A 26,140-nucleotide genomic window follows, 5' to 3' on the forward strand; every position below is an offset into this window, starting at 1 on the left:
GCCCGGGCGCAACCTTCATCCACGTTAATGAGGGTTTTGGAATGATCCGGACGGGAGACGAGTATCGGGCTGGGCTGCGCGACGGCCGCGAAATCTGGATCGATGGTGAGCGCGTTTCCGACGTGACAACGCACAAGGCTTTCAAGCCGATCGTCGATGTCCGTGCCCGTATGTACGACATGCAGCACGAAGCGACCTACCGGGATCGCCTGACCTACGTCGAGGACAACCAGCGCCACACGACCTTCTACAAGCCGCCCCGCGAGACGCAGGACTGGACCGACAAGCTCGACGCGGTCGATGCCGTGATGAAGGACATCGGCGGCGTGGTCACCCGCGTCGGCGACGAGACGATCGGTGAGGTCTGGTCGCTGATCGACGGCCGAGATGTGCTTGCGGAGTTCGATCCCAAGTTCGCGGACAATGTCGACCGCCACGTCCGCAACGTCATCGAGACAGACATATTCCACGTCTCGGCGAACACCGATCCGAAGGGGGACCGATCGCGCGCGCCGCAGGACCAAGATCCGGACATGATGGTGCACGTCAAGAAAGAGACGGACGCCGGCATCATCATTCGCGGCGCGAAATACGAGACGGCCGCGGCCTATGCCGACCAGGCATTCCTCAAGCCGACCGTCGGCGCGTGGACCAACGAGACCCTCTCCGACTACGCCGTCGGCTGCATCGTCAAGATGGGCGCGCCGGGCGTGAAGCACATCTGCCGGTCAAGCTTCGCCGGCCGCACCGACCCGGCGGACTATCCGCTCGCTAATAAGTTCGACGAGGTCGAGGCGCTGGTCGTATTCGACGACGTGCTGATCCCTTGGGAAGACGTCTTCTTCTATCGTCACACCAAGGCGGCGCAGTACATCCGCTCGACGCTGCATCGTTATTCGGCGTTCCCATATGTGCTCCGCCTTCTCTATGTCGCCGACATGATGATCGGCGCGGCGATGTGGAACGCCAAGCAGACCGGCCTCGACAAGATGCAGGCGGTTCGCGAGAAGCTCGCCGACCTCGCCTGCTATCGCGAAGGCATCAACGCGCATCTGACGGCCTCGATCGCCTTGGCGGAAAAGAGCCCGGGGGGGCTCCTGATGCCGCAGCAGTCGATGCTCTATGCCGGCCGCGTCTTCGCCTGCTCGCAGCTGCCCGCGATGATGCACATCGCCCGCGAGCTCTGTGGCGGCCAGATCTGCGTCACCCCGAATGCGGCCGCGTTCAACACGCCGGGCTCGGGCGACTGGCTCAACAAGTTCTATACGCTGAACGAACAATGGGAGGCGGAAGACCGCCGCAAATTGCTCGCCTTCGCCCGCGACCTCCTGAACTCGGACTACGCGGGCCACCGCCTGACCTTCGTACAATTTGCGCAAGCGCCCCATTTCAATCATCTGGCTGCCGTCTACGGCAATTTCGACTTCTCCGGTCCGCTGGAATTCGTCCGCAAATCGGCCGGCCTGTCGGAACGCATCAAAGGACCTTCAAAATGAATCCAGTCGACGCCGACCGCTTTCGGGACGCGATGTCGATGACGGCATCGGGCGTGACTGTCGTCACAACCAATGGCGAGGCCGGCCGCCTTGGCGTGACAGTTTCGACCTTATGCTCGCTGTCGCTCGAGCCGCCCTCGGTCGTGCTCTGCATTCATCGCGACAGCCGCGCCCTGCCCGCGATCGTCGCGAACGGTGTCTTTGTCGCGAACGTGCTCGGGAGCGATCAACAACGCGTCGCGGACACCTTCGCCGGGCGAGTGCCAGAGTTGAAGGATAACCGGTTCGGCGAAGGCGAATGGCATGCGCTGGCTACCGGCGCTCCGGTGCTGCGCGGCTCGCTCTGCTCGTTCGATTGCCGTGTCGCCGAGATATTCGAGTTCGGCTCCCACCGGATCATTGCCGGTATCGTCGTCGACCTCGCCTGCGCAGGCACCGAGCCACTGGTACATGCCAATCGCTCCTATCAGAAGCTGCAGGCCGCCTGATGTCCGACGCGCTCTCCACGCTTCGTCTCGACAGTGCGTCTTTCGACGCGGCGGACGACGTGACTGAGCGCACGATCGGGATTCTGGCTGATCTGGTCGCCTTCGAGACCGTGAGCGTGCGCTCCAACCTCGCCGCGGTCGACTACATCATCGAATTTCTGAAGATGCATGGCGTTGCCAGCCGAACAATTCCCGATGGCTCAGGCGACAAGGCATCGGTGCTGGCGACGATCGGTCCTGCCGATAAGGCCGGAATCGTGCTGTCCGCGCACACGGATGTGGTTCCTGTAGAAGGCCAGTCGTGGTCGACTCCGCCGTTCAGGGCGACGGAGATCGAAGGCCGCATCTACGGGCGCGGCACAACCGACATGAAGGGCTTCGTCGCCGCCGTGCTGGCACAGGTGCCGGAACTGACGAAAGCTTCACTTCAGGCGCCCGTGCACATCGCATTTTCCTATGACGAAGAACTCGGATGCCTCGGTGCTCCGGATCTCGTCGCCGAGGTCGCGGCGCTTCCGACGGTTCCCGCACTGTGCATTGTCGGCGAGCCGACCCGGATGCGGGTCGTTTGCGGCCACAAGGGCAAGGTCGCGCGGCGGATCACCGTCCATGGCAAGGGCGGCCACTCGGCCTATCCGCACAAGGCCGCCAGTGCACTTGATGCAGCGGCCGAGATCGCGGTCGGTCTTCGCGATCTCGCACGCGAATGTGCTTCCGCGCCGGACTCGCCGGGGTACGACCCGCCCTGTCCGACCGTCCACGTCGGCTCGCTGCATTCCGGCACGGCCCTCAATCTGGTACCCGATAATGCCGTCATCGAATTCGAGATCCGCGCGACGCCGCGATCGGATGTCGGCAATCTGCTGCGACGGGTCGATCGGCTGATCGCCGGAGCCGAGGCGTCGCTCAAGGCGGCGGCATCGGACGCCCGGATCGAGGTCACGCCGCTGATCGACTATCCCGGTCTCGACGGCAGCCCGGATTCCGGTGCCACCAAGCTCGTCGCCGATCTCGCGGAGGATCGCCAGACCGCCTCGACGATCTCGTTCGGGACCGAAGCTGGCTTCTACGCCGCCGCCGGTATTCCCACTCTGGTCTGCGGACCCGGCGACATCGCTCGCGCTCACAAGGCCGACGAATGGATTGGCCGCGACGAGCTCGCCGCCGTCAACCGCATGCTGGGCCGCCTGCAGGCCCTCCTCACCGATCCAGACTGGATGTCTTCGCTCCACACTTCGAGAGACCAATGATCCACAAGCGGCTGCGCCCCTTCAACACCAAGGACACCTATCCGGAGCAGAAGCTCGACAACGACCTGTCGCAGGGCGTCGTCGCGCGCGGGACCATGGTCTTCCTGCGCGGCCAGATCTCCCAGGATCTCGACACGCGCGAGAGCCTGCATGTCGGCGACGCCGAGAAGCAGACAGCCAAGGCGATGTCGAACATCAAGATGCTGATGGAAGAGGCCGGCGGAGAGATGGAGCACATCTGCCGGATCGTCGTCTATCTGACTGACATCCGGTATCGCGAACCGGTCTACCGGGAAATGGGTCGCTGGCTGAAGGGCGTGTTCCCCTGCTCGACGGGGCTCGTCGTCTCCGCCCTCGCCCGCCCGGAATGGGTAGTCGAGATCGAAGTCACGGCCGTCATCCCGGACGAGGCCTGAGCCAGATGACGGCAGCGCGCCAATGACCTTCTCGATCGCCGCGCGATGCGAGCGGACCGGCATGTTCGGCATCGCTGTTTCCTCATCGAGCCCTTGCGTCGCCGCCCGTTGCGCGCATGTGCGTGCCGGCGTCGGCGCGGTCGCGACCCAGAACATCACGGATCCGAGCCTTGGCCCACTCGGGCTGGATCTGCTCGCATCGGGGCTTTCGGCCAACGAGGCGATGGAGATGCTTCGCGCTGAGGCACGACATGTCGACTACAGGCAACTCGCCCTGATCGACTCCGAGGGACGCGCCGCCTCCTGGTCCGGCGACAAGACGCTCGGACTCTACCGTTCCGCCGCGGAAACGAATGCCGTCGCCGCAGGGAACCTGCTCGCGAATGGCGACGTCCCGAAGCTGATGCTGGAAGCGTTCGCCGCATCGCCGGAACTTCACATCGGCGACCGCCTCATCCGGGCGATGGCGGCCGCCGTCGAAGCCGGAGGCGAGGAAGGTCCGGTTCATTCCGCGGGAATGCTGATCGCAGACAAAGTGAGCTGGCCTATCGCCGATCTGCGGATCGACTGGCACGACACCGACCCGATCGGCGCGCTCGCCGGCCTCTGGATGCTCTGGAAGCCGCAGGCGTCGGACTATGTGACGCGCGCTCTGGAGCCTTCCACGGCTCCCGCCTACGGCGTACCGGGAGACCTCTGATGTCCGCGACCAGACCGACCCTCAAGCTGACCCATTCCGGTGCGCTCCAGGCGCTCGACGGCGCGCTGCGCAAGGCCGAGGAGCTTGGCGTGCCGCAGAACATCACCGTAGTCGACGAGGGCGGCAATCTGCTCGCCTACGTTCGCATGGACGGGGCCAAGTTGCTGTCCCGCGAGACGTCGATGTCGAAGGCGATCACGGCATCGTCGCATCGCCAGCCGACCTCGCGCCTCGATCCGAGGAACGAGATCAAGCTGGCGATCGCCGGCGGTGGACGACTGACAAATCTCGAAGGCGGACTGCCGATCATCATCGACGGCCATTGCGTAGGCGCGATCGGCGTTGGCTCTGGAACGGGCGAGCAGGATGTCGAGGTTGCCCGGGCTGGTCTCGCGGCTATCGGCGCCGAAGATCAGAAGCCATAGGAAGGATCAAATCTAGAATATATCGATGCCAGCAATCATAATTTTCTATTGTAGAGCCTGACGTTCGGATATAGTTCTGAGCGATCAGGCTTTTGTCTTTCGAATTACGTTTTAGCTACTGTTTATAATGACGTCATATGCATGCATCTTTTTTGAACAACTGCACAAATTTGTCGTTATGTGATATATATACGTAGATTATAGTTGACTATTTATCTCCAATACACCGAACATTCGCGCCACAAACGAGGATGTTCCGAAGGTGAGGCAGTCCAGTCGATCTCAACCGCGCATCGCGACAGCTCCGGCTGACTCGCGCCGTCAGTCCGACGGAGGCCGGATATGAAGATCAAGGACGTCCGAGTCAGCGTTCATCGCTTCGAGAACTTCGTTCCGCTGATCAACAAACCGATCGAGGACGACTACCGCATCATCTGCGAGATCGAGACCGATGACGGCCATGTTGGAATCGGGATGGCGTCGCGCTTTCTCTGGCACGGCGTCGCGGCCAGCGTCGCGAAGCATCTCGGTCCGGCCGTCATCGACATGGACCCGCGCGACCTCGAAAAGATCCACGCGCGCCTGCAGCCGCTAATCTCCGAGCGCGGCTCGATGACCGGTATCAACCTGGCCGCCCTGTCATGCATCGATCTTGCCCTCTGGGATATCATCGGCAAGGCAAGCGGCCGGTCGGTGGCGCAACTCCTCGGCGGCGCCAAGGATTATGCGGACGTCTACGTCACCTATGGCTTCGCCGCCTACGACATCGACCACCTGATCGAAGCCGGCCGGAGGCTGGTCGCCGAGGGCCATACAAGGCTGAAGATGCTGGTCGGCAGCAAGCTCGGCGTTCTCGAGGACGCCAGGCGCGTGCGGGCAGTGCGCGAGGCGCTCGGCGACGACATCCTGCTCGCGATCGACGCCAACGAGAGCATCGGCCTCGAAGACGCCGCGCGGCTATGCCCGCTGATCGAAGACTACAACATAGCGTGGTTCGAGGACCCGCTGCGCCGGGTCGACGCGCGCGATCTCGGCATGCTGCGGAAACGCACAACGATCCCGTTGTCCGCCGGACAGATGGACGGCCACGCGCTGCGTTTCCGCGAATGGGTCGAGCATGACGCGATCGACATCTTCATGCCGAACAGCATGTACAACGGCGGCATGACCGAGACCCGCCGGGTCGCTCATCTCTCCCAAATCTACAACAAGCCTTTGTCCGACGCGGGCGGTGGCGGCGTCTGGTGCCTGCACCACGTTGCGGGTTTCCGCAACGGCACGCTCGCAGAGATCCATGTCGGTACCGAGCAGGTCGAGGCCCAGATGTTCGTCGACCCTCCCAAGGCCGTGAACGGCCGGGTGGCGATACCGCAGGCACCGGGATTCGGCGTCACGCTGAACAAAGAGAGGCTGAAGGAAACGCTCGTCGAAGTCTGACGGGCGCCCGTTATTCGCAGGAGGCAGGGGTATGACAATTTCCATGAAGGCGCTTCTCAGCGCCATTGTTCTAAGTACATGCATGTTGGCGGGAGAGGCCTCGGCGGATGCGCTGAAGCTTCGCGTATCGAGTTCCTCGCCGCCGAACTCCCTCGACAGCGTCATCGCCGAGAAGTTCAACGAGAATCTCAAGACCAAGCTCGGCGATGGCCTAGTGCTCGAATACTTCCACAGCGGTACGCTGGGCGACGAGACGGTGCATGCGCAGCAGGTCCGCACCGGCCAGATCGACGTCTATCCGTTCGGCTCGGACATCGTGCAGATGGACAAGAGCTTCTCGGTCTTCGACCTGCCGTTCCTGTTCAAGGATCGGACGGTCGTCGCCAAGGTGCTGGACGGCGATGTCGGCGAGAAGCTGCGCGTCTCGCTGCGCGAGAAGGCCGGCCTCGAACTGCTCGCTTTCGGCGAGATCGGCTTCCGGCAGATGACCAACAATGTCCGCCCGATCAAGACGCCCGCCGACTTCAAGGGCATGAAGATCCGCGTGCCGGGCAGCCCGACCCGGGTTCTGATGTTCAAGACCTTCGGCGCCTCGCCGGTGAACATGAGCTTCTCGGAAGTCTACGTCGCGCTCCAGAGCGGCACGGTCGACGGCCAGGAGAACCCGCTCGTCGACATCGTCGGGCAGTCCTTCAACGAGGTGCAGAAATACCTCTCGATCTCGAACCACGTCTACACGCCGGTCACACTGACCATGAACAAGGCGAAGTTCGACAGCCTTACGCCTGAGCAGAAGGCTGCTGTGAAGGCCGCGGCGCATGAGGCTGCCGTGGCAGTGCGCGAGATCGGCACGCAGAAGGATCAGGAACTGATCAAGCAACTGCGCGACGGCGGCAAGATCCAGATTGCCGAAATTGAAGTCGACTCGTTCAAGAAGGCCGCCGCGCCTCTCTACGACGCCGTCGGCAAGATCGCCGGCGCCGATCTCGTGAAGGCGACGCTTGAAGCCGTGAAGTAAACGCAAGCTCGGCACGGGTCTCGCAGGCCCGTGCCGATCATCGTTCGTGACCCGCGTGCTCCCACTGTCAGGAGTGCGCGGGTCGCAGCCTTAGGATTGTGGATCATGGACAAGCGCAATCAGCATCAAGCCCGACCTGGGCCGCACGAGCCGGTGGAATATGCCGGCGATGGAACGCCGATCGATCTCGAGATTTCAGCTCAGGACGCGCTGAGCGAATTCGAGCTCGGATTTCGTCAGGCCGAGACGCCCGTCGAGCGTGTTATCGATGGACTGATCGGGTTCGTGGGCGTCGCGATCCTGGGCGGGATCACCTTGCTGATCTTCGGCAATGCGACGACGCGCTACATCTTCAACTTCACCGTCATCTGGGCCGACGAACTGATCGTGGCGCTGATGCCCTGGCTCGCGATGTGCGGCGTGTATCTGTCGATCCGCCAGCGGGAGCTGATCCGCATCGAATACTTCATGGACATGATGCCGCCGCGGCTGCGCAGGTCCGTGGACATCTTCGCCAGCGTCTTTTCAGCAGCCGCGTTCTGTTACGTCGCCGTCGGCGGTTTCAACCAGCTGAAGCTCTTCGGCAATGACACCACTCTCTATCTCGACCTGCCCACGAGCTGGTTCACCTCGGCGCTGTTCATCGGCGCCATTCTCGTCGTCCTTGCCTTCATCGTCGAAGGCGGGCGTCTGCTGGCCGCCAAGGCCTGACCACCAACAAACGAGGCTTTCACGCAATGGTCGGCGCCCTCATCGGCATTTCGCTTCTCGTCTTTCTCTTGGTCATCGGGGTTCCGATGATTGCGGCGCTGACTGGCGCGGTCGCCATTGGACTTTGGCTGGGCGGGCAATGGGCGCTGGTCATGCCCCAGTCGATCCTGAATGGGCTCGGCGACTACTCGCTCCTGTCCTTGCCCTTGTTCGTGCTGGCCGGCGTGCTGATGAATGTCGGTGGCCTGTCATCCCGGCTGTTCGACTTCGCCCATTCGCTGGTCGGCTGGATGCGCGGCGGCCTCGCGCAGGTCGACGTCGTCACCAGCATCTTCCTCGGCGGCATGTTCGGTTCCTCGACCGCGGACATCGCAGGCACCGGCTCGATCACCATCCCGGCGATGAAGAAGGAGGGCTACAGCCCGGGTTTCGCGGCCGCGACCTGCGCCGCCTCCTCCGGTGTCGGCCCGATGATCCCGCCGAGTTCGCCGATGATCCTCTATTCGGCGGTAACCGGCACCTCACTCGGCGCGCTGTTCATGGCCGGCATCATCCCCGGCATTCTCATGGGGCTCGTCTTCATGGGCGTGGTGTTCGTCCTCGCCCGCACCCGCAATTTCCCGCGCCACGGCGATCTCTCCTGGTCCGAAATCTGGACCACGTTCAAGGCCGCGTTCTTCTCGATTGGAATGCCGCTGATCATCGTCGGCGGAACCACGATCGGCGTGTTCACGCCAACCGAGGGCGGCGCGTTCGGCGTCGTCTATGCGCTGCTCGTGTCCGTCTTCGTCTACCGCAGCATTGGCCCGCGCGAGATCTATCGAGCAGGACTCGCCTCCGTGCAGCTATCCGGCGAGCTCCTCCTGATGGTCGGCCTGTCCGGCGCGCTCGGGGTCAGCCTCGCCAGCGCCCATGTACCGGAGGCGCTCGCCACCTTCGTCGATGTGCTGGCAGTCGGCGACAGTATGTTCATGCGCCTCGCCGCGCTGATGGTTCTCGCGATCATCGCCGGCATGTTCATCGATCCGCTGATCCCGGTTTTGATCCCGGTCATCATGCCGACCTTGCTGGCTTACCAGATCGACCTCGTGCATTTCGGCGTACTCATGGTGATGGCGGTCGTCATCGGCCAACTCCATCCGCCGATCGGGATTGCGCTCATTATTTCCGGCCGGATCGCAAACGTGGATCAGATCCGAGTGTTCAAGGCCTGCATTCCGTTCTTCGTGGCGATCATCCTCTTCACCATCCTGCTGATGGCGGTGCCGGAGATCAGCACCTGGCTACCGAACTACATGAAGGACTGAGGGAACAGCCATGAAGCTGCTTTACGCGCCAACGTCCGCCTATACGCGGAAGGTGATGGTCGTCGCGCATGAGACCGGCCAAGTCGACGACATCGAGATCGTGTTCACCACCGCAAGCCCGGTCACGCCCAATGAGGACCTGAATCGCGCCAATCCGCTCGGGAAGATCCCAGCATTGGTCGTCGACGGAGAGACCTTGTTCGACAGCCGGGTGATCTGCGAATTCCTCGACGCGCGCTCGTCGGGCGTCAAAGTGTTCCCGGCAGGAGGCAAGGCCCGCTGGCGGGCGCTGACCCAACAGGCACTCGGCGACGGCCTGATCGATGCCGCGCTCGGCGCGCGCTATGAGGCATTGATGCGACCAGCCGAACGTCAGTGGCAGGGCTGGCGCGACGCTCAGCTCGCCAAGGTCCATCGTGCGGTTGCTAGCATGGCGGACAATGTGCCTTCCAATCTTACTATCGGCGCAATCGCCTGCGGCTGCGCCCTCGGTTATCTCGACTTTCGCTATCCCGAGATCGACTGGCGCTCGCCTCACCCGCTACTGGCGGATTGGTTCGCCGCGTTTTCCGAACGCCCGTCGATGAAGATGACCGTGCCGATGGACGCCTGAGCGGTCCCGCACCTGAACTGGAGAAGTATCTTGGCTGAGTGGACGATCATGAACTGGGTTCGCGGCACCAATGTCCGGTCCAAGATCTGGGCGGTGATGCCGGTGGACGGCCTGACGGCACTACCGATGATCGACGAGAGCGGCTATTGGGAAGACTTCCGCCGTATCGAATCTACCCGCTTTCCGGAGTTCGAGGACGCGACGATCGCGATCGAGCAGGACGGCTTCTATTTCATGCGGGAACGTACGGCGATCGGGCCGATGCTGAAGTGAACGACCGATGCGCGACACACTGATTTTCTATAGCCAGTTCGACGATTTCGACGCCTGGCGGAAGGCGCTCGAGAGCGGGCTTCCGGACCTTGACATTCGTCGGGCCGATGAGGCCCTGGATCCGGCCTCCGTCCGCTATGCGCTCGTCTGGAACCCACCGGCGGGGTTCTTCGCGCGTTATCCGAACCTCAAGCTGGTGATCAATCTCGGCGCCGGCGTGGATTCCCTTGTCGGGCGCGACGACCTGCCGGACGTTCCGATCACGCGATTGTCCGATCCGAACATGTCTCGGATGATGGCCGGCTTCGTGCTCTTCGCAGTGCTTCGCTATGCCCGAGACATCCCGGTCTTCGAGCGGGCGCAGCGCGAGCATCGATGGCACTACGTCCACCCGCGAGAAGCACGAGACATCCGCGTCAGCGTGCTTGGGCTCGGTGAGCTCGGCGGATATGCGGCGGGCGAACTCGTGCGCCAAGGCTTCGACGTCCGTGGCTGGTCTCGCTCTCTCAAGGATATCGAAGGCGTCAGTTGCTTCGCCGGAGCCGACGCACTCGATCAGGTACTCGCCGAAACCGATATTCTGGTTGTAATGCTGCCCGCCACCCCGGAAACACGAGGCCGGATCGGAGCTCGCGAACTGTCGCTGCTGCCGAAAGGCGCGAAGCTCATCAATGTCTCGCGCGGCGACATCGTCGACCAGCAGGCGCTCGTTGCGGCACTGCAAGGCGGCCGGATAGCCGAAGCGACGCTGGATGTGTTCCAGACCGAGCCGCTTCCTGCGGACGATGTTCTCTGGACTTTGCCGAACGTCCTGATCACGCCCCATCTGGCGTCGATCGCCCTACCCTCCTCTGCTGCACCGCAGATTGCAGAGAACATCCGCCGCGTTCGCATCGGTGAAAAGCTGGATTTTTGCGTGGATGTGAAACGCGGCTACTGATCTGCATCTGATTTCTCGATGCAAATCAAAAACTAAAAATATTTTACTGATCCACCTCTTGGGGACACGCTGTCTCAGAGGCGGGGTCAATCGAACGATCCGTCGTCGAATATGTGTTCACTCAGTATTCTTCCGAGAATACGTGTGAACACTTGTGTCTTCACTCTACATATACTTCTAGAAGCATCACCAATAATCAATCTTTGATTAGCGTCATTACTTTAGCTGGCACGCCATTTGCTACAGGCGATCTGACAATTTCAACAAGGAGTCGCGTCAGTGAAAAGACACATCATCTCGGCAATGGCCGTGGCCGCCGCATTGTTGGCAGGGCCGGCCCAAGCTCAGGAAAAACTCGTCGTCAGCACCTGGGGCGGCAGCTTCCGCGATCTCATCGCCGAAACCATCGCCAAGAAGTTCACGGCGGATACGGGTGTCGCGGTCGAGTACATCACCGGTGGCACGATCGACCGCCTCAACAAGGCCAAGCTCGCCAAGGGCGCGCCCGAGAGCGACATCACCTTCACCACCTCGCATGTCGGCTGGCTGTACGCGAACGACGGCCTCTACGAGCAGCTCGACCTGTCGAAGATCCCGAATGCCTCGCATCTTGTCGAGCAGGCGAAGATCAGCCCCTACCACATTGGCTCTTGGGCCTATGTCTATACGATCGGATATCGTCCCGACCTTCTGCCCAAAGGCGCCAAGATCGAAAGCTGGGCGGATCTCTGGAAACCCGAGTTCAAGGGCATGCTCGCCTCGCCGGACTTCGATCCGAGCCACATCATGGTGGTCTCGGCCATGCTGTCAGGCGGCGACGCGGCGACGTGGGAAAAGGGCCAGGCGAAGCTTCTCGAACTGAAGCCGAATTTCAAGGCCTTCTATACCAACGACGCCAACAGTCAGCAGCTGCTGTCGACCGGTGAGACGCCGATCCAGGTCCTGCTGTCGATGAACGGTTATTACATGAAATCGCAGGGCGTTCCGGTCGAGATCATCATCCCCAAGGAAGGCGCGGTGCTCGGCGTCGACACGATGGCGGTCATGGCTGGCACGAAGAAGAGCGAGCTTGCCTACAAATTCATCAACGCCGCGCTCGACCCGGACGTGCAGGCCGCCATCGCCGAGTTCAAGAAAGGCAGCCCGGTGGTCGACAATGCAAAGCTGAAGCCCGAGACCGCGGCTCTTCCGGGGGTGTTCACCACTCCCGAGCAGTGGAAGTCCCAGGCGATCATCATCGACCACAAGCTTCGCGCCGAGAAGACCGGCGAATGGCGCAAATGGTTCGCCGAGAACATGATCGCTCGCTGAACGGCTGAAAGAGGCGGAGCCAGACCGCTCCGCCTCCACAAGGAGACCCGGCATTGTCCGCCCTATCCGACCGCCCCTTCCTGCGACTGTTCGTGTCGCCGGCCGCATTGATCGCGGTGGGTTTCAGCGCAGCGGTCATTGCCATCCTGCAGTTCAGCCTGAGGGCCTACATCCCGGGTGAGCTCGAGCCCGGCGGCTTCTCGCTCGGCAATTTCGCGCAGATGGGCAAGCCGATCTATGCGCGGGCATTCCTCGATACGCTGCTGATTTGCATCGAGACCGCTCTCATCACGCTGGTGCTCGCTTATCCGCTCGCCTTCATGCTCGTGCGCGCGAAGAGCCGCGTCCTGAAATCCGCGCTGCTGGTCACCGCTGTCACGCCGCTGTTCCTCGGCGAAGTCGTGCGCACCTATTCCTGGATCATCGTGCTCGGCAATTCGGGCTTCGTGAACAGCGTGTTGCTCAATCTCGGCCTGATCGATCGGCCACTCCAGATGATGTTCACGACGTTCGGCGTCGTCGTCGCGCTGGTGCACGTCACCCTGCCCGTCATGGTGATCATGCTCTCGGCCGCAATCTCCCATATCGACCAAGGTTATGAGAAGGCCGCCGCCAGTCTCGGCGCGAGCCCTGCCCGAACCTTCCTGACCGTGACACTGCCGCTGTCCATGCCCGGCATCATCGCCGGCGTGACCACGGCCTTCGCCTGGACATTCAGCGCCTTCGCGACACCGCAACTGATCGGCGGCGGTCAGGTGAATACGATCTCGACGCTGGTCTATCAGCTCGGTTTCGCCTCGTTCAATTTCCCGTTCGCGGCGGCGCTGAGCCTGGCCGGGCTCGCTTTCACGATCATTGTTCTGGCGCTGTTCAAGCGCGCGACGCGACCTCTCGAACAACTGGGAGGTCAGGCATGAACCGGTCGCCTCTAGACTGGGCGCTCAGGCTCGCAGTGGTCGCGGTCGTCGCGTTTCTCGTATTGCCTGCGGTCGTCGTCGTCATCGCCGGCTTCAACGACCGGGCCATCCTGACCTTCCCACCACAGGCGTTCTCGCTCAAATGGTTCGAGCGGGCACTGACCTACGACGATTTCCGCCACGGCTTCCGCAACGGGCTCATCGTCATGCTCTGGGCGTCGTCGATCGCGCTGACGGTCGGCGCCGCGTTCGCATACGCCCTGCACCGCTACGATTTCGCGCTCAAGCACGTGCTCGAAAGCGTGCTGATGTCGTCGCTGATCATTCCCCACTTCACCATCGGACTCGGACTGCTGATGCTCGCATCGCAGATGGGTTTCGGCAGGACGTTCGCGGTCGTCGTGTTCTGCCATGTGGTGATCGTGCTGCCGTTCGTGATCCGAAGCGTCTACATCTCACTCCAGAACCTCGATCAGCGTCTTGAACTCGCGGCGGCCAGCCTCGGCGCGCCGCCCTGGAAGGTTCTCGTCACCATTGTCCTGCCGCTGCTCGCGCCGGGCCTGATCTCCGGCTGGCTGTTCGCGGCGATCCTGTCCTTCAACGAGTTCACCGGTTCGCTGTTCGTCACCAGCCAGGCGACCCAGACCCTGCCGGTCGCAATGTACAACTACGTTCGCGAATACGCCGATCCGACGCTCGCCGCTCTTTCGGCGATCTACATCGTCATCACCGCCACCCTGCTCACCGTCGCCAATTTCTATCTTGGCCTCGGGAAAGTCCTGAATGTCGACCATGCTCACTAACACGCAGCATCTCGCACCGGCCGCTCAGTCTTCGTCGCGCCGTAACACGCCGGCGGTCAAGATTGACGGCGTATCGAAGGCCTTTGGCGACACGACCGCACTGCACGAAGCGTGGCTGACCGTCGAGAAAGGCGAATTCCTGACGCTGCTCGGTCCATCGGGGTGCGGCAAGACCACGATCCTCAATCTGATCGCCGGCTTCCTGGAATCCGATCGAGGGGAAATCTTCATCGACGGCGTGCCGATCACCGACGAGCCGGCCTATCGCCGCGATGTCGGCATCGTGTTCCAGAACTATGCACTGTTCCCGCACATGACCGTCGCCAAGAATGTCGGCTACGGCCTGAAGATGCGCGGCGTCCCGAAAGCCGAAATCGCGCAGCGCGTCCGCGAGGCGCTGGAACTGGTCAAGCTCCCCGGCTACGGCGATCGCAAGCCGCGCGAGCTCTCGGGCGGCCAGCAGCAGCGCGTGGCGCTGGCCCGCGCGCTCGTCATACGGCCGAAGGTCCTGTTGCTGGACGAGCCGTTCTCGGCTCTCGATAAGAACCTGAGATCCGCGATGCAGGTCGAGCTAAAGCAGATCCAGCGCCGCCTCGGCGTGAGCACGGTCTTCGTGACTCACGACCAGAGCGAGGCGCTCAGCATGTCGGACCGCATCGCCGTGATGTCCGCCGGAATGATCCGGCAGATCGGCTCGCCGACCGAGATTTATCGTCAACCCACCGACCGTTTCGTCGCTTCGTTCGTCGGTGACACGAATGTCTTCCAGGCCGAGCGTCGTTCCCCGTCCACGGTGTCCGTTGGCGGGGTTACCGTCGGCGTTCGGTCGACCGACGTCTACGATCCCACAGCCGAACCAGTTGCCGACCTTTTCGTTCGGCCGGAAGACCTCGCGGTCGCGGATGCCGGCACACCCGGTACCCTTGCCGGTCGCGTAACAGCGAAGGTCTACCAGGGCGGTTACACCGACCTCTATATGGAAACGCCTTTCGCCGAAGGCTCCGTGATGGCACGGCTGAATGGACAGGACGCGGTCGCGCGCTGGCCGGATGGAGCGAATGTCGGCCTCGTTCTGCCTGCCTCGGCGGGAGTGGCCTTCTCCGCGTCGAGGGACGCCGGTTAACTCGCGACCGTCCCGGATGGCTCCGCGAAACGCCCCGGTATCTCTCGCCCCAGCAGCTCGCTGACGAACGTACTCACCAGCGGCCGGGACGCGTCGACCATGCGAACCGCGAGGAAATGCTGCGAGGCGAAGCCATAGCTCTCCGGCTTGAGGGCGCGCATCAGGCCACGCCTGACCCAGTCCTCGCCGATATGGCGCGGAAGAAAACCGATGAATCGGCCCGACAGGACCATCATGACCTGGGCTTCCATATGCACGACCGTACCGGCCGGCCGTGGATGATTGAGGCGATAGAGGTCGTCGAAGTGGAGATAGCCCCGGACCGAGAACGCCGCATTCTCGATAGCCGGCCTGTCGATCGCCTCGTCCTTCTTGGAGAACAGCGGATGGTCCTTGCCGCAATAGAGGGCATGGGGCTCGCGGTAGAAGGCGATGTAACGGACGCCCGGAGCCTTCTGCGACATGGGTCCTATCACGAGGTCGCGCTGGCCGTCCGTCACCCAACGCTCGAGTTCCGCCGGTGTGCCGAGCGACAGGTCGAGAAACACGTCGGGCGCATATTCGCGGAAGCGTCCGATCGCGCTCTGCAGTCCGAGTTCCTGGCTCGTGACGACGCCGTCTACGATGCCGATGCGTAGTCGGCCGGCCAGCTTGCCGCGTCCACGCCCCAGCCGTGCCTCGAAGCTCTCGATGTCTGAGAAGAGATGCCGCGCCGCTGCGTAGGTCGTCTCGCCGAACTCGGTCAGCCGGAAACCCCTTCGCCCTCGCTCGCACAAAGGCGCTCCGAGTTTCCGTTCCAGCGCGGTCAGGTGAGTCGAAAGCGTGGATTGCGAGAGATTGAGTGCGATCTGCGCGTCGGCGAAGCCGTGAGCATCAGCAATGGCGACGAACACGCGGAGGAGACGGAGATCGATGTTGTCGAGACGGCGCATGAAATCACTTCTGCATTTTTCGATGTATCCTTCTACTAAAAGCAATTTTCTTCGATGTGAAGTTGGCCGATCCTCCGCTCGTCCCGCATTCTGGAGAGCGTCGATGTTCCGCCCCGTCCTTGCTGCCGCGCTGCTGATCGGGACCGCCGTCCCCTCCTTTGCAGCCGATACGATCCGCGTCCTGTCCCCGACCTGGCCCGGCTTCGCGCCGGTCTTCGTTGCCATCGACAAGGGATATTTCAAAGACCTCGGCCTGACGGTCCAGATGAAGTTCGAAGACGATCGCTCGAACGTCATGGCCGCCTACGCGCGCGGAGACATCGAGGTCGACATGCGGACGGTCGGCGAACACCAGGGCCGTCCGCGCGACGAGAGCACGCCCGGCATCATCATCGGCACGATCGACAAGTCGGTGGGCGGCGACGGCGTCATCGCCGACGGCTCGATCAAATCGGTGGCCGACCTCAAGGGCAAGACGATCGCGGTCGAGCCTAACATCCCCGCCCGTCTCCTCCTGCAGCTCGCGCTGAAGAAGGACGGCCTGACGTTGAAGGATCTCAAGGTGAAGGAGATCGCGACCGCCGATACGGTTGCCGTGTTCGCCGACACGTCGATCTCCGCCGTCGGCACCTATGAGCCGTTCCAGTCGCAGGCGATCACCGCGAACCCCGGCCGGAAGGGCAAGATCCTGCTGTCGTCGAAGGACAGCGACATCATCATCGACGTCATCACCGCCCGTCAGGACGACCTGAAGGCGAATCCGAAGAAGTATTCGAACTTCCTCAAAGGCATCTATCAGGCGGTCGCCCTCTACGAGAAGAACCCGGCCGAGTTCATCAAGCTCGCCGCGCCGCATTACAATCTTAGCGAGGCGGAGGTGAAGGAGATTCTCGACACGAGCCTCGGCTACACCAACCTCGCCGAAACGAAGAAGCTGATCGGCACGAAGGACAAGCCGGGCACGCTCTACGGCATCTTCGATATCGTGATGGGGCTCAACCTCGAGAACGGCGCCGCGGACAACAAACTGAACCCGGCGACGCAGATCGATCCTTCGGCTCTCGCGGGCGTCTCGGAGTAATCCGTGACAAACCTGGCGCAGGCGGTGTCCGGCATGGGGCAGATCGAGGACAAGACTGAAGAGCCGGTGCGCGCAAAGCCGTCGCTCTCCCGGTTCTTCGTCTTCCGCGGTCTGCTAGCCCGCCGTGCCGAGATCGCGCTGGGCATCGGCGGCAGCGTCGGCCTCCTGCTTCTCTGGGAGGCCGCTGCTCGCCTCGGCTGGACCAATCCGGTGTTCTTCCCTGCGCCGAGCACCGTCATCGCAGCGATGGGCCGGATGATCGTGAACCAGAGCCTGCTCTGGCATGCGGGCATCTCGACGATGCGCGTCTGGGTCGCCTTCCTCATCGCGGCGGCGATGGCGATCCCGATCGGCATCCTGATGTCGAGCTATCGGGTGATCGGCGCGCCGCTCGAACCGGTCATCGATTTCATTCGCTATCTGCCGGTGCCCGCGCTCGTACCGCTATCGATCATCTGGTTCGGCGTCGGCGAGAGCACGAAGATCTACCTGCTCTGGCTGGGCACGTTCTTCCAGCTCGTCCTGCTCGTCGCCGACGACATGCGCCGCGTCCCGCAGGAATATGTCGAGATTGCTTCTACGCTCGGCGCGAAGCCGCACCAGATCCTCAAGGACGTGGCGTTCCGCGCGATGCTGCCGGGCCTCGTCGACAATCTCCGCATCACGCTCGGCTGGTGCTGGACCTATCTGATCATCGCCGAGATCGTCGCGGCCGACAGCGGCATCGGCTTCGTCATCTGGACCGCCCGCCGATACATGAAGACGCCGGAGGTCATGGCCGGCGTCGTCGTGATCGGCATCATCGGCCTGGTCACCGACCAGATCCTGCGGGCGATCCATCGCCGCGCCTTCCAATATCTGTGAGGCGCCGGTGAACACGCCTTATCTCACCTTCGACCGCATCACGAAAACCTTCGGCGATATCGAGGTTGTCGCGCCTCATTTTGATCTGGGCATCGAGAAGAATGACTTCGTCGTGTTCCTCGGTCCGTCGGGCTGTGGAAAGACCACGTTGATGCGGATGATCGGCGGGCTCGATACGCCGTCGGGCGGCGAGATCCGGCTTCAGGGAGTCCCCGTCGGTCCGCCGGACTGGCGGCGCGGGATGATGTTCCAGTCCTATTCGTCGTTCCCCTGGCTCACGGTGGCGCAGAACGTCGAGTTCGGCATGCGCTACCGCCACGATCTGACGGAAGAGGAGAAGCTCGCCCGCCGGGACCACTATCTCGATCTCGTCGGTCTCTACGAGTTCTCCGGCGCCTATCCGAACCGTGTTTCAGGTGGCATGCGTCAGCGGGTGGCGATCGCCCGCACGCTCGCATCAGGCTCCGATGTCCTCCTGATGGACGAGCCATTCGGAGCGCTCGACGCTCAGCGTCGCGAGACGCTGCAAGTCGAACTTCGCAACATCCAGAAGCGCGACGCGAAGACTGTCGTGTTCGTCACGCACGATGTCGAGGAGGCGGTGTTCCTTGCGGACCGCGTCATCGTTTTCTCCAAGCGCCCTGCCCGCGTCGTCGCCGATATCGACATCACCGCGCGGCTAGGCGCCGACCGGCATCTCGATCTTCGCGACAGCGTCGGGTTCTTCGAGCTCCGCAACGAGATCCTGCGCCTGCTCCGCAAATCGGGAGCCGGACACGAATGAGCATTCCTGGCCTTCAGGACCGCCGGGTCCTCATCACTGGCGCGAGCCGCGGCATCGGCTTCGGCATCGCCCAGGCCTTCGTCGATGCCGGCTGCGTGGTGCAGATCGCGTCTGAAGGCGCGGACATCGCGGAGGCCGCCGCGAAGCTCGGCGTGAAGGGACATCAGGCCGACATTTCGCGCTGGGATGACGTCCAGGCGCTGTTCGCCGCAAGCGGCGAGATCGACGTCCTGATCAACAATGCCGGCCTCGAACTGATGACGCCGCTCGACGATACCAGTACCGGCAATCAGTCGAACTTCCGGCGCATCGTCGACATCAACGTCACCGGCACGTTCCTGACCACGCAGGCCGCCCTTCCCAGACTCCGCGTCGGCGGTGCGATCATCAACACGGCCTCCGTCTGGGGTCGCGTCGCGGAGCCCTTGTTCTCGGCCTATGTCGCGTCCAAGCACGCTGTAATCGGCCTCACCAAGACCTGGGCGAAAGAGCTTGGTCCGCGTGGCATCCGCGTCAACGCGGTCTGCCCCGGCTGGGTCAAAACCGTCGCCAGCGTGCGCTCGCTCGGACGCATGGCCGAGCGAACCGGAAAGCCCGAGGACGAGCTTCTCGCCGAGATCGTCGGCGTGCAGGCCCTGCCCGGCCTGATGGAGCCGTCAGATATCGCTGGCCCGTACCTGTTTCTTGCGTCCGATCTCGCCATCAACGTCACCGGCCAGAGCTTAGGCGCCGATCGTGGAGAAGTGCCTTGGTAATGGGTCTGGACGGCAAGCGCGCCCTTGTGACGGGCGCCGCCAGCGGCATCGGCAAGGCCGCACTCGCGGCTCTGCGCAATGCCGGCGCGAAGGCGGTCGGCCTCGATCGCGTCGGTGGAGATTCCAATTGGGTGGTCGTCGACCTGACCGACGAAAGCCAGATTGTGGCTGGCGTGGCGGATGCGGTTCGACTGCTCGGCGGTCTCGACGTGGTCGTCAACTGCGCCGGCATCGAGATAGAGGCGCCACTGAAGAGCATCGACATCGCTGATGTCGACCGGATGTACGCGGTGAACGTGCGCGGCCCGTTTCTCGTCGCTCGCGAGGCGCTGAAAGCTATGAAGCCCGGCGGCCGGATCATCAACATCGCCTCGGAGCTCGCCTATCTCGGGCGGCAAGGCGCGTCCGGTTATTGCGCGACGAAGGGCGCGGCGATCTCGCTGACCCGGTCGTGGGCGCGCGAACTCGCGCCAGACATTCTCGTCAACGCGGTCGCGCCCGGCCCGATCGATACGCCGCTTCTCGGCTTCGAGCGCATGACCGAGGCGCAGAAGGCGCTCGAAATCGATAACCCGATGGGCCGGATCGGCCGCCCGGAAGAGGTCGCTGCCGCGATCGTCTTCCTGGCCTCCCCGGCGGCTTCTTTCATCACCGGACAATGCATCAGCGTCGATGGCGGCGCGGCAATGCACTGAGGACAGATCATGGTCGATAGCGTGCTGATGGCGGAACTCACCTGGCCCGAATTCGCGGCGAAGGTGAAAGAGAACGTGCCGGTCTTATTGCCGCTCGGAACCACCGAGCAGCATGGCCCGCATATGTCGCTGAACGTGGATGTCGTCCTGCCGACCGGCGTCTGCGAGCGTGTGGCCAGGAATGTCGGCGGCATCGTCGCCCCGACCATCCCGTATGGCTACAAGTCGATGCCGCGCTCGGGCGGCGGCGAGGCCTTTCCCGGCACGACCAGCCTGGACGCGAACACATTCTCGCTCGTCGTTCGCGACGTCATCCGCTCGCTCGGCCACCACGGCGTGCGCCGTCTCGTCGTCGTCAACGGACACTTCGAGAACTCCTGGCCAGCAGTCGAGGGCGTCGATCTCGGCCTGCGTGAACTGCGCCGCGACGGCATCGCCGACATGCAGCTCATGCGACTCGAATACTGGGACTTCGTCCGCCGCGAGACGCTCGACAGGCTGTTCCCGGACGGCTTCCCCGGCACCGAACTGGAGCATGCGAGCCTGCTCGAAACCTCGCTGATGCTGCTGCTGCGTCCCGACCTCGTCGACATGTCGAAGATACCGAGCGACGGTCCGGCCAAGTTCCCGACCTACGACAAGTTCCCGATCCCGGACGGCTTCGTGCCGGCCTCGGGCGTGCTCGCCCGCGCGCAGGGCTCGACCGCCGAAAAGGGCCAGTGGCTGATGGACGACCATGTCGAGCTGATCACCAAGGCCGTCCGCATCGAGTTTGGGCTTTGACGCGATGAGCGAGGATTTCCAGCCTCTCGATTCAGGTCTCATTCCGCGTTTTGCCGGCGTCCCGACTTTCATGCGCTTGCCCCAGGCGGAGCCGGAACAGGTCGAGGTCGCGTTGATCGGCGTGCCTTTCGATGGCGGCACGACCAACCGCGCCGGTCCACGCCACGGTCCGCGCGAGATCCGCAATCAGTCAAGCATGGTCCGTCGCGTCCATCATGCGACCGGAATCTCGCCCTTCGATCTCGTCCGTGCGGGCGATTGCGGCGACGTTCCGACGAACCCGCTCGATCTCGGCGACAGCCTCGACAAGATCGCGGCCTTCTATCGCCGTGTTCGTGAAGCCAGCGCCGTCCCGCTGACAGCAGGCGGCGACCATCTGATCTCGCTACCGATCCTTCGCGGCATCGCGACGGACGGGCCGCTCGGAATGATCCATTTCGACGCCCATTCCGACACCTATGACAGCTTCTTCGGGACGAGCCGCTACAACCACGGCACACCGTTCCGCCGGGCGATCGAGGAAGGGCTTCTCGACCCGAAGCGCGTGGTCCAGATCGGCCTCCGCGGCGGCATTTCCGACGCGTCGAATTTCGATTTCGCGAAACAGGCCGGCATCCGGCTGATCTTCATCGAGGAATTCGAGGCACGCGGCGTCGACGAGGTGATGGCAGAGGCGCGAGCGATCGTCGGCGAACAGCCGATCTATGTCTCGTTCGACATCGACGTCATCGACCCCTCCTTCGCACCAGGCACCGGCACTCCCGAGATCGGCGGGATCACGACCCGCGAGGCGCAACGGCTTGTCCGTCTCCTGCGTGGCCTCGATATCCGCGGTGCGGACCTCGTCGAGGTTTCGCCACCGTTCGACCAGGGCGGCATCACCGCGCTGACCGGCGCGACCATGATGTTCGAATTGCTTTGCGTGCTCGCCGATTCAATCGCCACGCGCCGCCCGGCCTCCGCGCCACAAACCATGCTGGCTTGAGGGGCGATCGACATGTCTCACGGATATGAAAGCGGCCGCCTCGACCTTCCCTTCGTCGGCATTTGCACGTTCGGCAAATACCCGCTGTGTTTGGACTGGGACAACATCCAGGCCGATGTCGCGGTGCTCGGCGCACCGTTCGATCTTGGCACCCAATGGCGCTCCGGCTCCCGCTCCGGTCCACGGGCCATCCGCGAGGCGTCGACCCTGTTCTCGTTCGGCCACGCCGGCGCCTACGACCATGAGGACGACGCCGTCTACCTGCCGGCGGAGACAACCCGCATCGTCGATATCGGCGACGCGGACATGATCCACACCGACACGACCCGCAGCCACGCGAATATCGAACTCGGCGTCCGCAAGATCCTCGCAGCCGGAGCGATCCCGGTCGTCCTCGGCGGCGACCATTCGATCAACATCCCCTGCATCAACGCCTTCTACGACCAGGGGCCGATCCACATCGTCCAGATCGATGCGCATCTCGACTTCGTCGACGAGCGCCACGGCGTGAAGAACGGTCATGGCAGCCCGATGCGCCGCGCGGCCGAGAAGCCCTATGTCATGGGCCTCTCACAGTTCGGCATCCGTAATGTCTCCTCGACCGCTCGCGAGGGCTACGAGGATGCGCGCCGCATGGGTTCGGACATCCTCAGCGTCCGCCAGATCCGGAAGCTCGGTGTCGATGCCGTGCTGGAGCGCGTGCCCGCCGGCTCACGCTACTACGTGACGATCGACATCGACGGCTTCGATCCGTCGATCGCGCCTGGCACCGGCACGCCGAGCCATGGCGGCTTCATGTACTACGAGGTGCTGGAGCTTCTCGCGGGCCTGGCCAAGCGCGGAAAGATCGTTGGCGTCGATCTCGTCGAGGTCGCCCGCGAATACGATCCGGCCGGCGTCACGTCGATCCTCGCGGCGCAGATCCTTCTCAATTTGATTGGGCGGATTCTCGATGCCCGATAGCACCCTTCCTCGCAGCGGACGGTCGGCATTCGCGCCGCTTTGCTGCGTGGATCTCCAAACCCCAAGACGGAGAGTTTCCATGTCCAAGCTGCTGAAGAATTCTATGGCCCTCGCCGTAGCCGGACTGGTGTTCGGCGTGACGGCGGCGAAGGCCGACCTGCTCGACGACATCAAGAAGAAGGGCGAGATCGTCGTTGCGACCGAAGCCCGCTTCCAGCCGTTCGAATATGTCGAGGATGGCAAGATCGTCGGCTACGGCCCCGAAATGATGAAGCTGGTGTTCGACAAGTACCTGCCCGGCGTGAAGGTTAAGCAGCTCGACCTGCCGTTCCAGGGCATCCTGCCGGGCCTGAGCGCCAAGAAGTACGACGTCGTCATCACGGCCGTGACCATCACCAAGGCCCGCGCCGAGAAATACACGTTCACGACGCCGATCGCGGAGGCGACCACCGGCCTTCTCAAGAAGACCGGCGACGACTCGATCAAGACCCCGGCCGACATCGCCGGCAAGCCCGTTGGCAGCCAGACCGGCGCCGCGCAGCTCCAGGTCCTGAAGGAATTCAACGCCAAGCTCGAGAAGGAAGGCGGCAAGGGCGTCTCCGAGATCAAGGAATATGTCGGCTTCGACGAGGCCTATGCCGATCTCGCCGCCGGCCGCATCAAGGCCGTCGCGCAGTCCGGCGCCAACGTCGCTCCTCTCGTGAAGAGCAAGCCGGAGACGTTCGAGTACATGAAGGAGACGATCGGCCCGAAGACCTATTTCGGCTGGGCGGCCCGCAAGGAAGACGACAGCGCGAGCCTGATCGCGCTCCTGAACAAGGGTATCCTCGAGCTCAAGAAAGCCGGCACCATGTCCGAGCTTCAGACCAAGTGGATCGGCTTCACTTACGACATGCCCGACGACATCGGCGAACCGACGATGTGATTGGGGAATAGAGGTCGATGCTGGATTTCACCGCCGTCATAGCCCAGCTGCCGCGAATGGCGGCTGGCGCCCAGACGACGATCTGGATTTCGGCTGCGGCGCTGCTTTGCGGCGCCGCGCTCGGCCTCGTCATGTGTGCGGCGCGGCTGTCGCGGAACATCTTCCTTCGGGCGCTGGCGGCGGTGTTTGTCAGCATGTTTCGCGGCCTGCCACTCCTCGTCGTCCTGTTGATCCTGTTCTACGTCCCGCCGAACTTCGGCGTGGAAACGACGCCCCTCACGGCCGCTCTCCTCGGCCTCACGCTCAATACAGCCGGCTACCAGACCGAAATCTATCGCGCCGGCTTTCTCACCGTTCCTCCCGGACACGCCGAGGCGGCGCGGATGCTCGGCTTCAGCCGTCTCCAGATTGCGCGCCACATCTTCCTGCCGCAGATTTTCCGCGTGACGATCCCGGCGCTGACCAACGAGGCCGTTGACGTCGTGAAGAGTTCCGGTCTCCTGTCTATCATCGCGGTGACGGAACTCCTGCGCATCAGCCAGCAGATCGTCTCCTCGACCTATCGTCCGCTCGAAACCTATCTCGTCTGCGGCCTCTTCTATTTCCTGATGTCGACGGCGGTGTCCTCGTTCGGACGCTTTCTCGAACGGCGGCTGACGCCGAAGCCCGCATGATCGATTTCACCGCTATCGCCGAATACGCGCCGGCCATCGGACGGGGTCTCCTCGTCACGATCGAGATCTGCGCGGTGTCGCTGGTCCTGGGTCTTCTGCTCGGCCTCGGCGTCGCGCTGCTCGCGCGCCTGCCCTGGCTGCCGCTGCGTTGGCTGATCCGCTCCTACATCGAGCTTTGGCGCGGCACGCCGCTGCTGCTGCAGCTCTTCATCCTCTATTATGGCGGCCCGACCTTCGGCTTCCTGCCGACTTCGTATCAAGCCGGCGTGCTCGGCATGTCGCTCTATACCGCAGCTTATCTCGCCGAGATATTCCGTGCGGGGTTCGAGGCCGTGCCGCCGGGCCAGGTCGAAGCCGCTCGCATGCTCGGCTTCACCAAGCTCAAGATCGTCCGTCATATCGAATTGCCGCAGATGCTGAGGCTCGTCGTTCCGCCGACGACAAACCAGATGATCAGCATCATCAAGGAGTCCGCCGTGCTGTCCGTGATCACCGTGCCGGAACTGACGCTCACGACAACGCGCATCGTCAGCGAGACCTTCGTCGTCGTCGAACCCTATCTGCTGCTTGGCCTCGCCTATTGGTCCGTAACTGCAATGGTCGCGTTCGGTAGCCGGCAAATCGAGAGAAGGCTGGTCCGCGCATGAGCGTGTTGAGGGACATTGGAGCGCGTGACGCCGCCATCCAGCTGCGCGGCGTCGGCAAGACGTTCGGTTCGAATACGGTCCTGAAGGGCGTGGATCTCGATATCGAAAGGTCCGAGCGCGTCTGCGTCATCGGACCGTCCGGCTCGGGCAAAAGCACCCTGCTGCGCTGCATGGTCTTCCTGGAGACCTATGATGAGGGCGAGATCTACGTCGAGGGCCGCCTGCTCGGATACTCGATCTCGGATGGCACGCGGAAGAAGGATTCCGAGGTCCAGACCGCCAATGTCCGGCGCAACGTCGGAATGGTTTTCCAGCAGTTCAATCTGTGGCCTCACATGACGGCGCTCGGCAATGTCATTGCCGCCCTGCGCATCGTCAAAGGCATGACCCGCGCGGAAGCCGAGAAGATCGGACGAGAGGCGCTGGAAACGGTCGGCCTCGCCCACAAGGCGGACGCCTATCCGGACCGCCTCTCGGGCGGCCAGCAACAGCGCGTCGCCATCGCCCGCGCGCTTGCAATGAACCCCTCGATCCTCCTCTTCGACGAGCCGACCTCGGCGCTCGATCCGGAACTCGTCGGCGAAGTCCTCGAGGTCATGCGTCAGCTCGCCTCGCAGGGAATGACCATGGTCGTCGTCACCCATGAAATGGGTTTCGCAGCCGAAGTCGCCGATCGCGTGATCTTCATGGACGGCGGCTCGATCGTGGAAGCAGGACCGCCTCAGCGCCTGTTCTCGAAACCCGAGAGCCCCCGCCTCGCGCAGTTCCTCGACACATGGAAGTCGCGCAATGCGAGCGGCTCCGTATCCGAAATCACAGGGTGA

General features: G+C 63.1%; 30 protein-coding genes. 29 read left to right on the forward strand and 1 reads right to left on the reverse strand.

All coding sequences use genetic code 11. The annotated features are described in order from the left end of the window. The first annotated feature begins 41 nt into the window (after positions 1 to 41). The 17 genes from ACFPFW_RS11610 to ACFPFW_RS11690 all read left to right on the forward strand — a co-directional run bounded on the left by ACFPFW_RS11610 (position 42) and on the right by ACFPFW_RS11690 (position 15,228). Complete coding sequence (locus ACFPFW_RS11610) at positions 42 to 1,496, forward strand: 4-hydroxyphenylacetate 3-hydroxylase family protein (RefSeq protein WP_114956145.1); 1,455 nt, start codon at positions 42 to 44, stop codon at positions 1,494 to 1,496. Continuing rightward, positions 1,493 to 1,984 (forward strand): flavin reductase family protein, encoded by a 492-nt coding sequence (locus ACFPFW_RS11615; RefSeq protein ID WP_114956144.1) that lies wholly within the window; start codon positions 1,493 to 1,495, stop codon positions 1,982 to 1,984. Before ACFPFW_RS11610 ends, ACFPFW_RS11615 begins: the two co-directional genes overlap by 4 nt. Beyond that, a complete protein-coding gene (argE, locus tag ACFPFW_RS11620; protein WP_114956143.1) occupies positions 1,984 to 3,234 on the forward strand; it encodes an acetylornithine deacetylase in 1,251 nt (416 codons plus the stop codon). Before ACFPFW_RS11615 ends, argE begins: the two co-directional genes overlap by 1 nt. Further along, entirely contained in the window at positions 3,231 to 3,650 is a 420-nt protein-coding gene (locus ACFPFW_RS11625; protein WP_114956142.1) for a RidA family protein, read from the forward strand. Before argE ends, ACFPFW_RS11625 begins: the two co-directional genes overlap by 4 nt. 22 nt (positions 3,651 to 3,672) lie before the next feature. After that, complete coding sequence (locus ACFPFW_RS11630; RefSeq protein WP_114956141.1) at positions 3,673 to 4,350, forward strand: DUF1028 domain-containing protein; 678 nt, start codon at positions 3,673 to 3,675, stop codon at positions 4,348 to 4,350. Beyond that, entirely contained in the window at positions 4,350 to 4,775 is a 426-nt protein-coding gene (locus ACFPFW_RS11635; RefSeq protein WP_114956140.1) for a GlcG/HbpS family heme-binding protein, read from the forward strand. The genes ACFPFW_RS11630 and ACFPFW_RS11635 overlap by 1 nt, the downstream gene beginning before the upstream one ends. A gap of 342 nt (positions 4,776 to 5,117) precedes the next feature. After that, complete coding sequence (locus tag ACFPFW_RS11640; protein ID WP_114956139.1) at positions 5,118 to 6,212, forward strand: mandelate racemase/muconate lactonizing enzyme family protein; 1,095 nt, start codon at positions 5,118 to 5,120, stop codon at positions 6,210 to 6,212. 31 nt (positions 6,213 to 6,243) lie between these two features. Then, positions 6,244 to 7,230: a TRAP transporter substrate-binding protein gene (locus tag ACFPFW_RS11645; protein ID WP_114956138.1), complete on the forward strand. Its 987-nt coding sequence runs from the start codon at positions 6,244 to 6,246 to the stop codon at positions 7,228 to 7,230. A gap of 105 nt (positions 7,231 to 7,335) precedes the next feature. Beyond that, positions 7,336 to 7,941 carry a TRAP transporter small permease gene (locus ACFPFW_RS11650; protein ID WP_114956137.1) on the forward strand — a complete coding sequence of 202 codons (606 nt, stop codon included), beginning with the start codon at positions 7,336 to 7,338 and terminating at the stop codon, positions 7,939 to 7,941. Positions 7,942 to 7,967: 26 nt separating this feature from the next. After that, on the forward strand, positions 7,968 to 9,248 hold the full coding sequence (locus ACFPFW_RS11655) for a TRAP transporter large permease (RefSeq protein ID WP_114956136.1): 1,281 nt from the start codon (positions 7,968 to 7,970) through the stop codon (positions 9,246 to 9,248). 10 nt (positions 9,249 to 9,258) lie between these two features. Beyond that, positions 9,259 to 9,861: a glutathione S-transferase gene (locus ACFPFW_RS11660; RefSeq protein WP_114956135.1), complete on the forward strand. Its 603-nt coding sequence runs from the start codon at positions 9,259 to 9,261 to the stop codon at positions 9,859 to 9,861. A gap of 30 nt (positions 9,862 to 9,891) precedes the next feature. Then, complete coding sequence (locus ACFPFW_RS11665; RefSeq protein WP_379770808.1) at positions 9,892 to 10,134, forward strand: hypothetical protein; 243 nt, start codon at positions 9,892 to 9,894, stop codon at positions 10,132 to 10,134. Between the two features lie 7 nt (positions 10,135 to 10,141). Then, complete coding sequence (locus tag ACFPFW_RS11670; protein WP_114956133.1) at positions 10,142 to 11,074, forward strand: 2-hydroxyacid dehydrogenase; 933 nt, start codon at positions 10,142 to 10,144, stop codon at positions 11,072 to 11,074. Positions 11,075 to 11,353: 279 nt separating this feature from the next. Further along, complete coding sequence (locus tag ACFPFW_RS11675; protein WP_379770812.1) at positions 11,354 to 12,385, forward strand: ABC transporter substrate-binding protein; 1,032 nt, start codon at positions 11,354 to 11,356, stop codon at positions 12,383 to 12,385. Positions 12,386 to 12,438: 53 nt separating this feature from the next. After that, positions 12,439 to 13,302, forward strand: coding sequence for an ABC transporter permease (locus ACFPFW_RS11680; protein WP_114956131.1), 864 nt, complete (start codon positions 12,439 to 12,441; stop codon positions 13,300 to 13,302). Continuing rightward, on the forward strand, positions 13,299 to 14,105 hold the full coding sequence (locus ACFPFW_RS11685) for an ABC transporter permease (protein WP_114956130.1): 807 nt from the start codon (positions 13,299 to 13,301) through the stop codon (positions 14,103 to 14,105). The genes ACFPFW_RS11680 and ACFPFW_RS11685 overlap by 4 nt, the downstream gene beginning before the upstream one ends. Then, positions 14,086 to 15,228, forward strand: a complete 1,143-nt coding sequence (locus ACFPFW_RS11690; RefSeq protein ID WP_417387723.1) for an ABC transporter ATP-binding protein — start codon at positions 14,086 to 14,088, stop codon at positions 15,226 to 15,228. Before ACFPFW_RS11685 ends, ACFPFW_RS11690 begins: the two co-directional genes overlap by 20 nt. Here the strand turns inward: ACFPFW_RS11690 and ACFPFW_RS11695 are convergent. After that, complete coding sequence (locus ACFPFW_RS11695) at positions 15,225 to 16,160, reverse strand: LysR family transcriptional regulator (RefSeq protein ID WP_114956129.1); 936 nt, start codon at positions 16,158 to 16,160, stop codon at positions 15,225 to 15,227. The genes ACFPFW_RS11690 and ACFPFW_RS11695 overlap by 4 nt on opposite strands. Before the next feature lie 103 nt (positions 16,161 to 16,263). On the opposite strand from ACFPFW_RS11695, the gene ACFPFW_RS11700 reads away from it, so the two are divergent. From ACFPFW_RS11700 to ACFPFW_RS11755, 12 genes are all read left to right on the forward strand, one after another. Then, positions 16,264 to 17,241, forward strand: a complete 978-nt coding sequence (locus ACFPFW_RS11700; protein ID WP_114956128.1) for an ABC transporter substrate-binding protein — start codon at positions 16,264 to 16,266, stop codon at positions 17,239 to 17,241. 3 nt (positions 17,242 to 17,244) lie between these two features. Next, a complete protein-coding gene (locus ACFPFW_RS11705) occupies positions 17,245 to 18,105 on the forward strand; it encodes an ABC transporter permease (protein ID WP_379770819.1) in 861 nt (286 codons plus the stop codon). Positions 18,106 to 18,112: 7 nt separating this feature from the next. After that, positions 18,113 to 18,889 (forward strand): ABC transporter ATP-binding protein, encoded by a 777-nt coding sequence (locus ACFPFW_RS11710; protein WP_114956127.1) that lies wholly within the window; start codon positions 18,113 to 18,115, stop codon positions 18,887 to 18,889. Further along, positions 18,886 to 19,644 carry an SDR family NAD(P)-dependent oxidoreductase gene (locus ACFPFW_RS11715; RefSeq protein WP_114956126.1) on the forward strand — a complete coding sequence of 253 codons (759 nt, stop codon included), beginning with the start codon at positions 18,886 to 18,888 and terminating at the stop codon, positions 19,642 to 19,644. Before ACFPFW_RS11710 ends, ACFPFW_RS11715 begins: the two co-directional genes overlap by 4 nt. Then, on the forward strand, positions 19,644 to 20,339 hold the full coding sequence (locus ACFPFW_RS11720; protein ID WP_114956125.1) for an SDR family NAD(P)-dependent oxidoreductase: 696 nt from the start codon (positions 19,644 to 19,646) through the stop codon (positions 20,337 to 20,339). Before ACFPFW_RS11715 ends, ACFPFW_RS11720 begins: the two co-directional genes overlap by 1 nt. A gap of 9 nt (positions 20,340 to 20,348) precedes the next feature. After that, entirely contained in the window at positions 20,349 to 21,122 is a 774-nt protein-coding gene (locus tag ACFPFW_RS11725) for a creatininase (protein ID WP_114956124.1), read from the forward strand. A gap of 4 nt (positions 21,123 to 21,126) precedes the next feature. Continuing rightward, on the forward strand, positions 21,127 to 22,107 hold the full coding sequence (speB, locus tag ACFPFW_RS11730) for an agmatinase (RefSeq protein ID WP_114956123.1): 981 nt from the start codon (positions 21,127 to 21,129) through the stop codon (positions 22,105 to 22,107). A 12-nt stretch (positions 22,108 to 22,119) separates the two neighbouring features. Then, positions 22,120 to 23,070, forward strand: a complete 951-nt coding sequence (gene speB, locus ACFPFW_RS11735; RefSeq protein WP_114956122.1) for an agmatinase — start codon at positions 22,120 to 22,122, stop codon at positions 23,068 to 23,070. A 79-nt stretch (positions 23,071 to 23,149) separates the two neighbouring features. After that, positions 23,150 to 23,995, forward strand: a complete 846-nt coding sequence (locus tag ACFPFW_RS11740; protein ID WP_114956121.1) for a transporter substrate-binding domain-containing protein — start codon at positions 23,150 to 23,152, stop codon at positions 23,993 to 23,995. Positions 23,996 to 24,012: 17 nt separating this feature from the next. Beyond that, entirely contained in the window at positions 24,013 to 24,669 is a 657-nt protein-coding gene (locus ACFPFW_RS11745; RefSeq protein ID WP_114956120.1) for an amino acid ABC transporter permease, read from the forward strand. Continuing rightward, positions 24,666 to 25,316 (forward strand): amino acid ABC transporter permease, encoded by a 651-nt coding sequence (locus ACFPFW_RS11750; RefSeq protein WP_114956119.1) that lies wholly within the window; start codon positions 24,666 to 24,668, stop codon positions 25,314 to 25,316. The genes ACFPFW_RS11745 and ACFPFW_RS11750 overlap by 4 nt, the downstream gene beginning before the upstream one ends. Then, positions 25,313 to 26,140, forward strand: coding sequence for an amino acid ABC transporter ATP-binding protein (locus ACFPFW_RS11755; RefSeq protein WP_114956118.1), 828 nt, complete (start codon positions 25,313 to 25,315; stop codon positions 26,138 to 26,140). The genes ACFPFW_RS11750 and ACFPFW_RS11755 overlap by 4 nt, the downstream gene beginning before the upstream one ends.

Origin of the sequence: Flaviflagellibacter deserti, from assembly GCF_042652085.1 — a bacterium.
Lineage (GTDB): Bacteria > Pseudomonadota > Alphaproteobacteria > Rhizobiales > Methylopilaceae > Flaviflagellibacter > Flaviflagellibacter deserti.

Bases quoted from the DNA above. Each gene is read 5' to 3' on its own strand.
- ACFPFW_RS11635 (WP_114956140.1), top strand. From the start codon at position 4,350: ATGTCCGCGACCAGACCGACCCTCAAGCTGACCCATTCCGGTGCGCTC.
- ACFPFW_RS11630 (WP_114956141.1), top strand. From the start codon at position 3,673: ATGACCTTCTCGATCGCCGCGCGATGCGAGCGGACCGGCATGTTCGGC.
- ACFPFW_RS11745 (WP_114956120.1), top strand. From the start codon at position 24,013: ATGCTGGATTTCACCGCCGTCATAGCCCAGCTGCCGCGAATGGCGGCT.
- ACFPFW_RS11690 (WP_417387723.1), top strand. From the start codon at position 14,086: ATGTCGACCATGCTCACTAACACGCAGCATCTCGCACCGGCCGCTCAG.
- ACFPFW_RS11700 (WP_114956128.1), top strand. From the start codon at position 16,264: ATGTTCCGCCCCGTCCTTGCTGCCGCGCTGCTGATCGGGACCGCCGTC.
- ACFPFW_RS11655 (WP_114956136.1), top strand. From the start codon at position 7,968: ATGGTCGGCGCCCTCATCGGCATTTCGCTTCTCGTCTTTCTCTTGGTC.
- ACFPFW_RS11720 (WP_114956125.1), top strand. From the start codon at position 19,644: ATGGGTCTGGACGGCAAGCGCGCCCTTGTGACGGGCGCCGCCAGCGGC.
- ACFPFW_RS11650 (WP_114956137.1), top strand. From the start codon at position 7,336: ATGGACAAGCGCAATCAGCATCAAGCCCGACCTGGGCCGCACGAGCCG.
- ACFPFW_RS11625 (WP_114956142.1), top strand. From the start codon at position 3,231: ATGATCCACAAGCGGCTGCGCCCCTTCAACACCAAGGACACCTATCCG.
- ACFPFW_RS11750 (WP_114956119.1), top strand. From the start codon at position 24,666: ATGATCGATTTCACCGCTATCGCCGAATACGCGCCGGCCATCGGACGG.
- ACFPFW_RS11640 (WP_114956139.1), top strand. From the start codon at position 5,118: ATGAAGATCAAGGACGTCCGAGTCAGCGTTCATCGCTTCGAGAACTTC.
- ACFPFW_RS11685 (WP_114956130.1), top strand. From the start codon at position 13,299: ATGAACCGGTCGCCTCTAGACTGGGCGCTCAGGCTCGCAGTGGTCGCG.
- ACFPFW_RS11610 (WP_114956145.1), top strand. From the start codon at position 42: ATGATCCGGACGGGAGACGAGTATCGGGCTGGGCTGCGCGACGGCCGC.
- ACFPFW_RS11670 (WP_114956133.1), top strand. From the start codon at position 10,142: ATGCGCGACACACTGATTTTCTATAGCCAGTTCGACGATTTCGACGCC.
- ACFPFW_RS11740 (WP_114956121.1), top strand. From the start codon at position 23,150: ATGTCCAAGCTGCTGAAGAATTCTATGGCCCTCGCCGTAGCCGGACTG.
- ACFPFW_RS11755 (WP_114956118.1), top strand. From the start codon at position 25,313: ATGAGCGTGTTGAGGGACATTGGAGCGCGTGACGCCGCCATCCAGCTG.
- speB (WP_114956122.1), top strand. From the start codon at position 22,120: ATGTCTCACGGATATGAAAGCGGCCGCCTCGACCTTCCCTTCGTCGGC.
- ACFPFW_RS11615 (WP_114956144.1), top strand. From the start codon at position 1,493: ATGAATCCAGTCGACGCCGACCGCTTTCGGGACGCGATGTCGATGACG.
- argE (WP_114956143.1), top strand. From the start codon at position 1,984: ATGTCCGACGCGCTCTCCACGCTTCGTCTCGACAGTGCGTCTTTCGAC.
- ACFPFW_RS11715 (WP_114956126.1), top strand. From the start codon at position 18,886: ATGAGCATTCCTGGCCTTCAGGACCGCCGGGTCCTCATCACTGGCGCG.
- ACFPFW_RS11725 (WP_114956124.1), top strand. From the start codon at position 20,349: ATGGTCGATAGCGTGCTGATGGCGGAACTCACCTGGCCCGAATTCGCG.
- ACFPFW_RS11695 (WP_114956129.1), bottom strand. From the start codon at position 16,160: ATGCGCCGTCTCGACAACATCGATCTCCGTCTCCTCCGCGTGTTCGTC.
- ACFPFW_RS11660 (WP_114956135.1), top strand. From the start codon at position 9,259: ATGAAGCTGCTTTACGCGCCAACGTCCGCCTATACGCGGAAGGTGATG.
- ACFPFW_RS11645 (WP_114956138.1), top strand. From the start codon at position 6,244: ATGACAATTTCCATGAAGGCGCTTCTCAGCGCCATTGTTCTAAGTACA.
- speB (WP_114956123.1), top strand. From the start codon at position 21,127: ATGAGCGAGGATTTCCAGCCTCTCGATTCAGGTCTCATTCCGCGTTTT.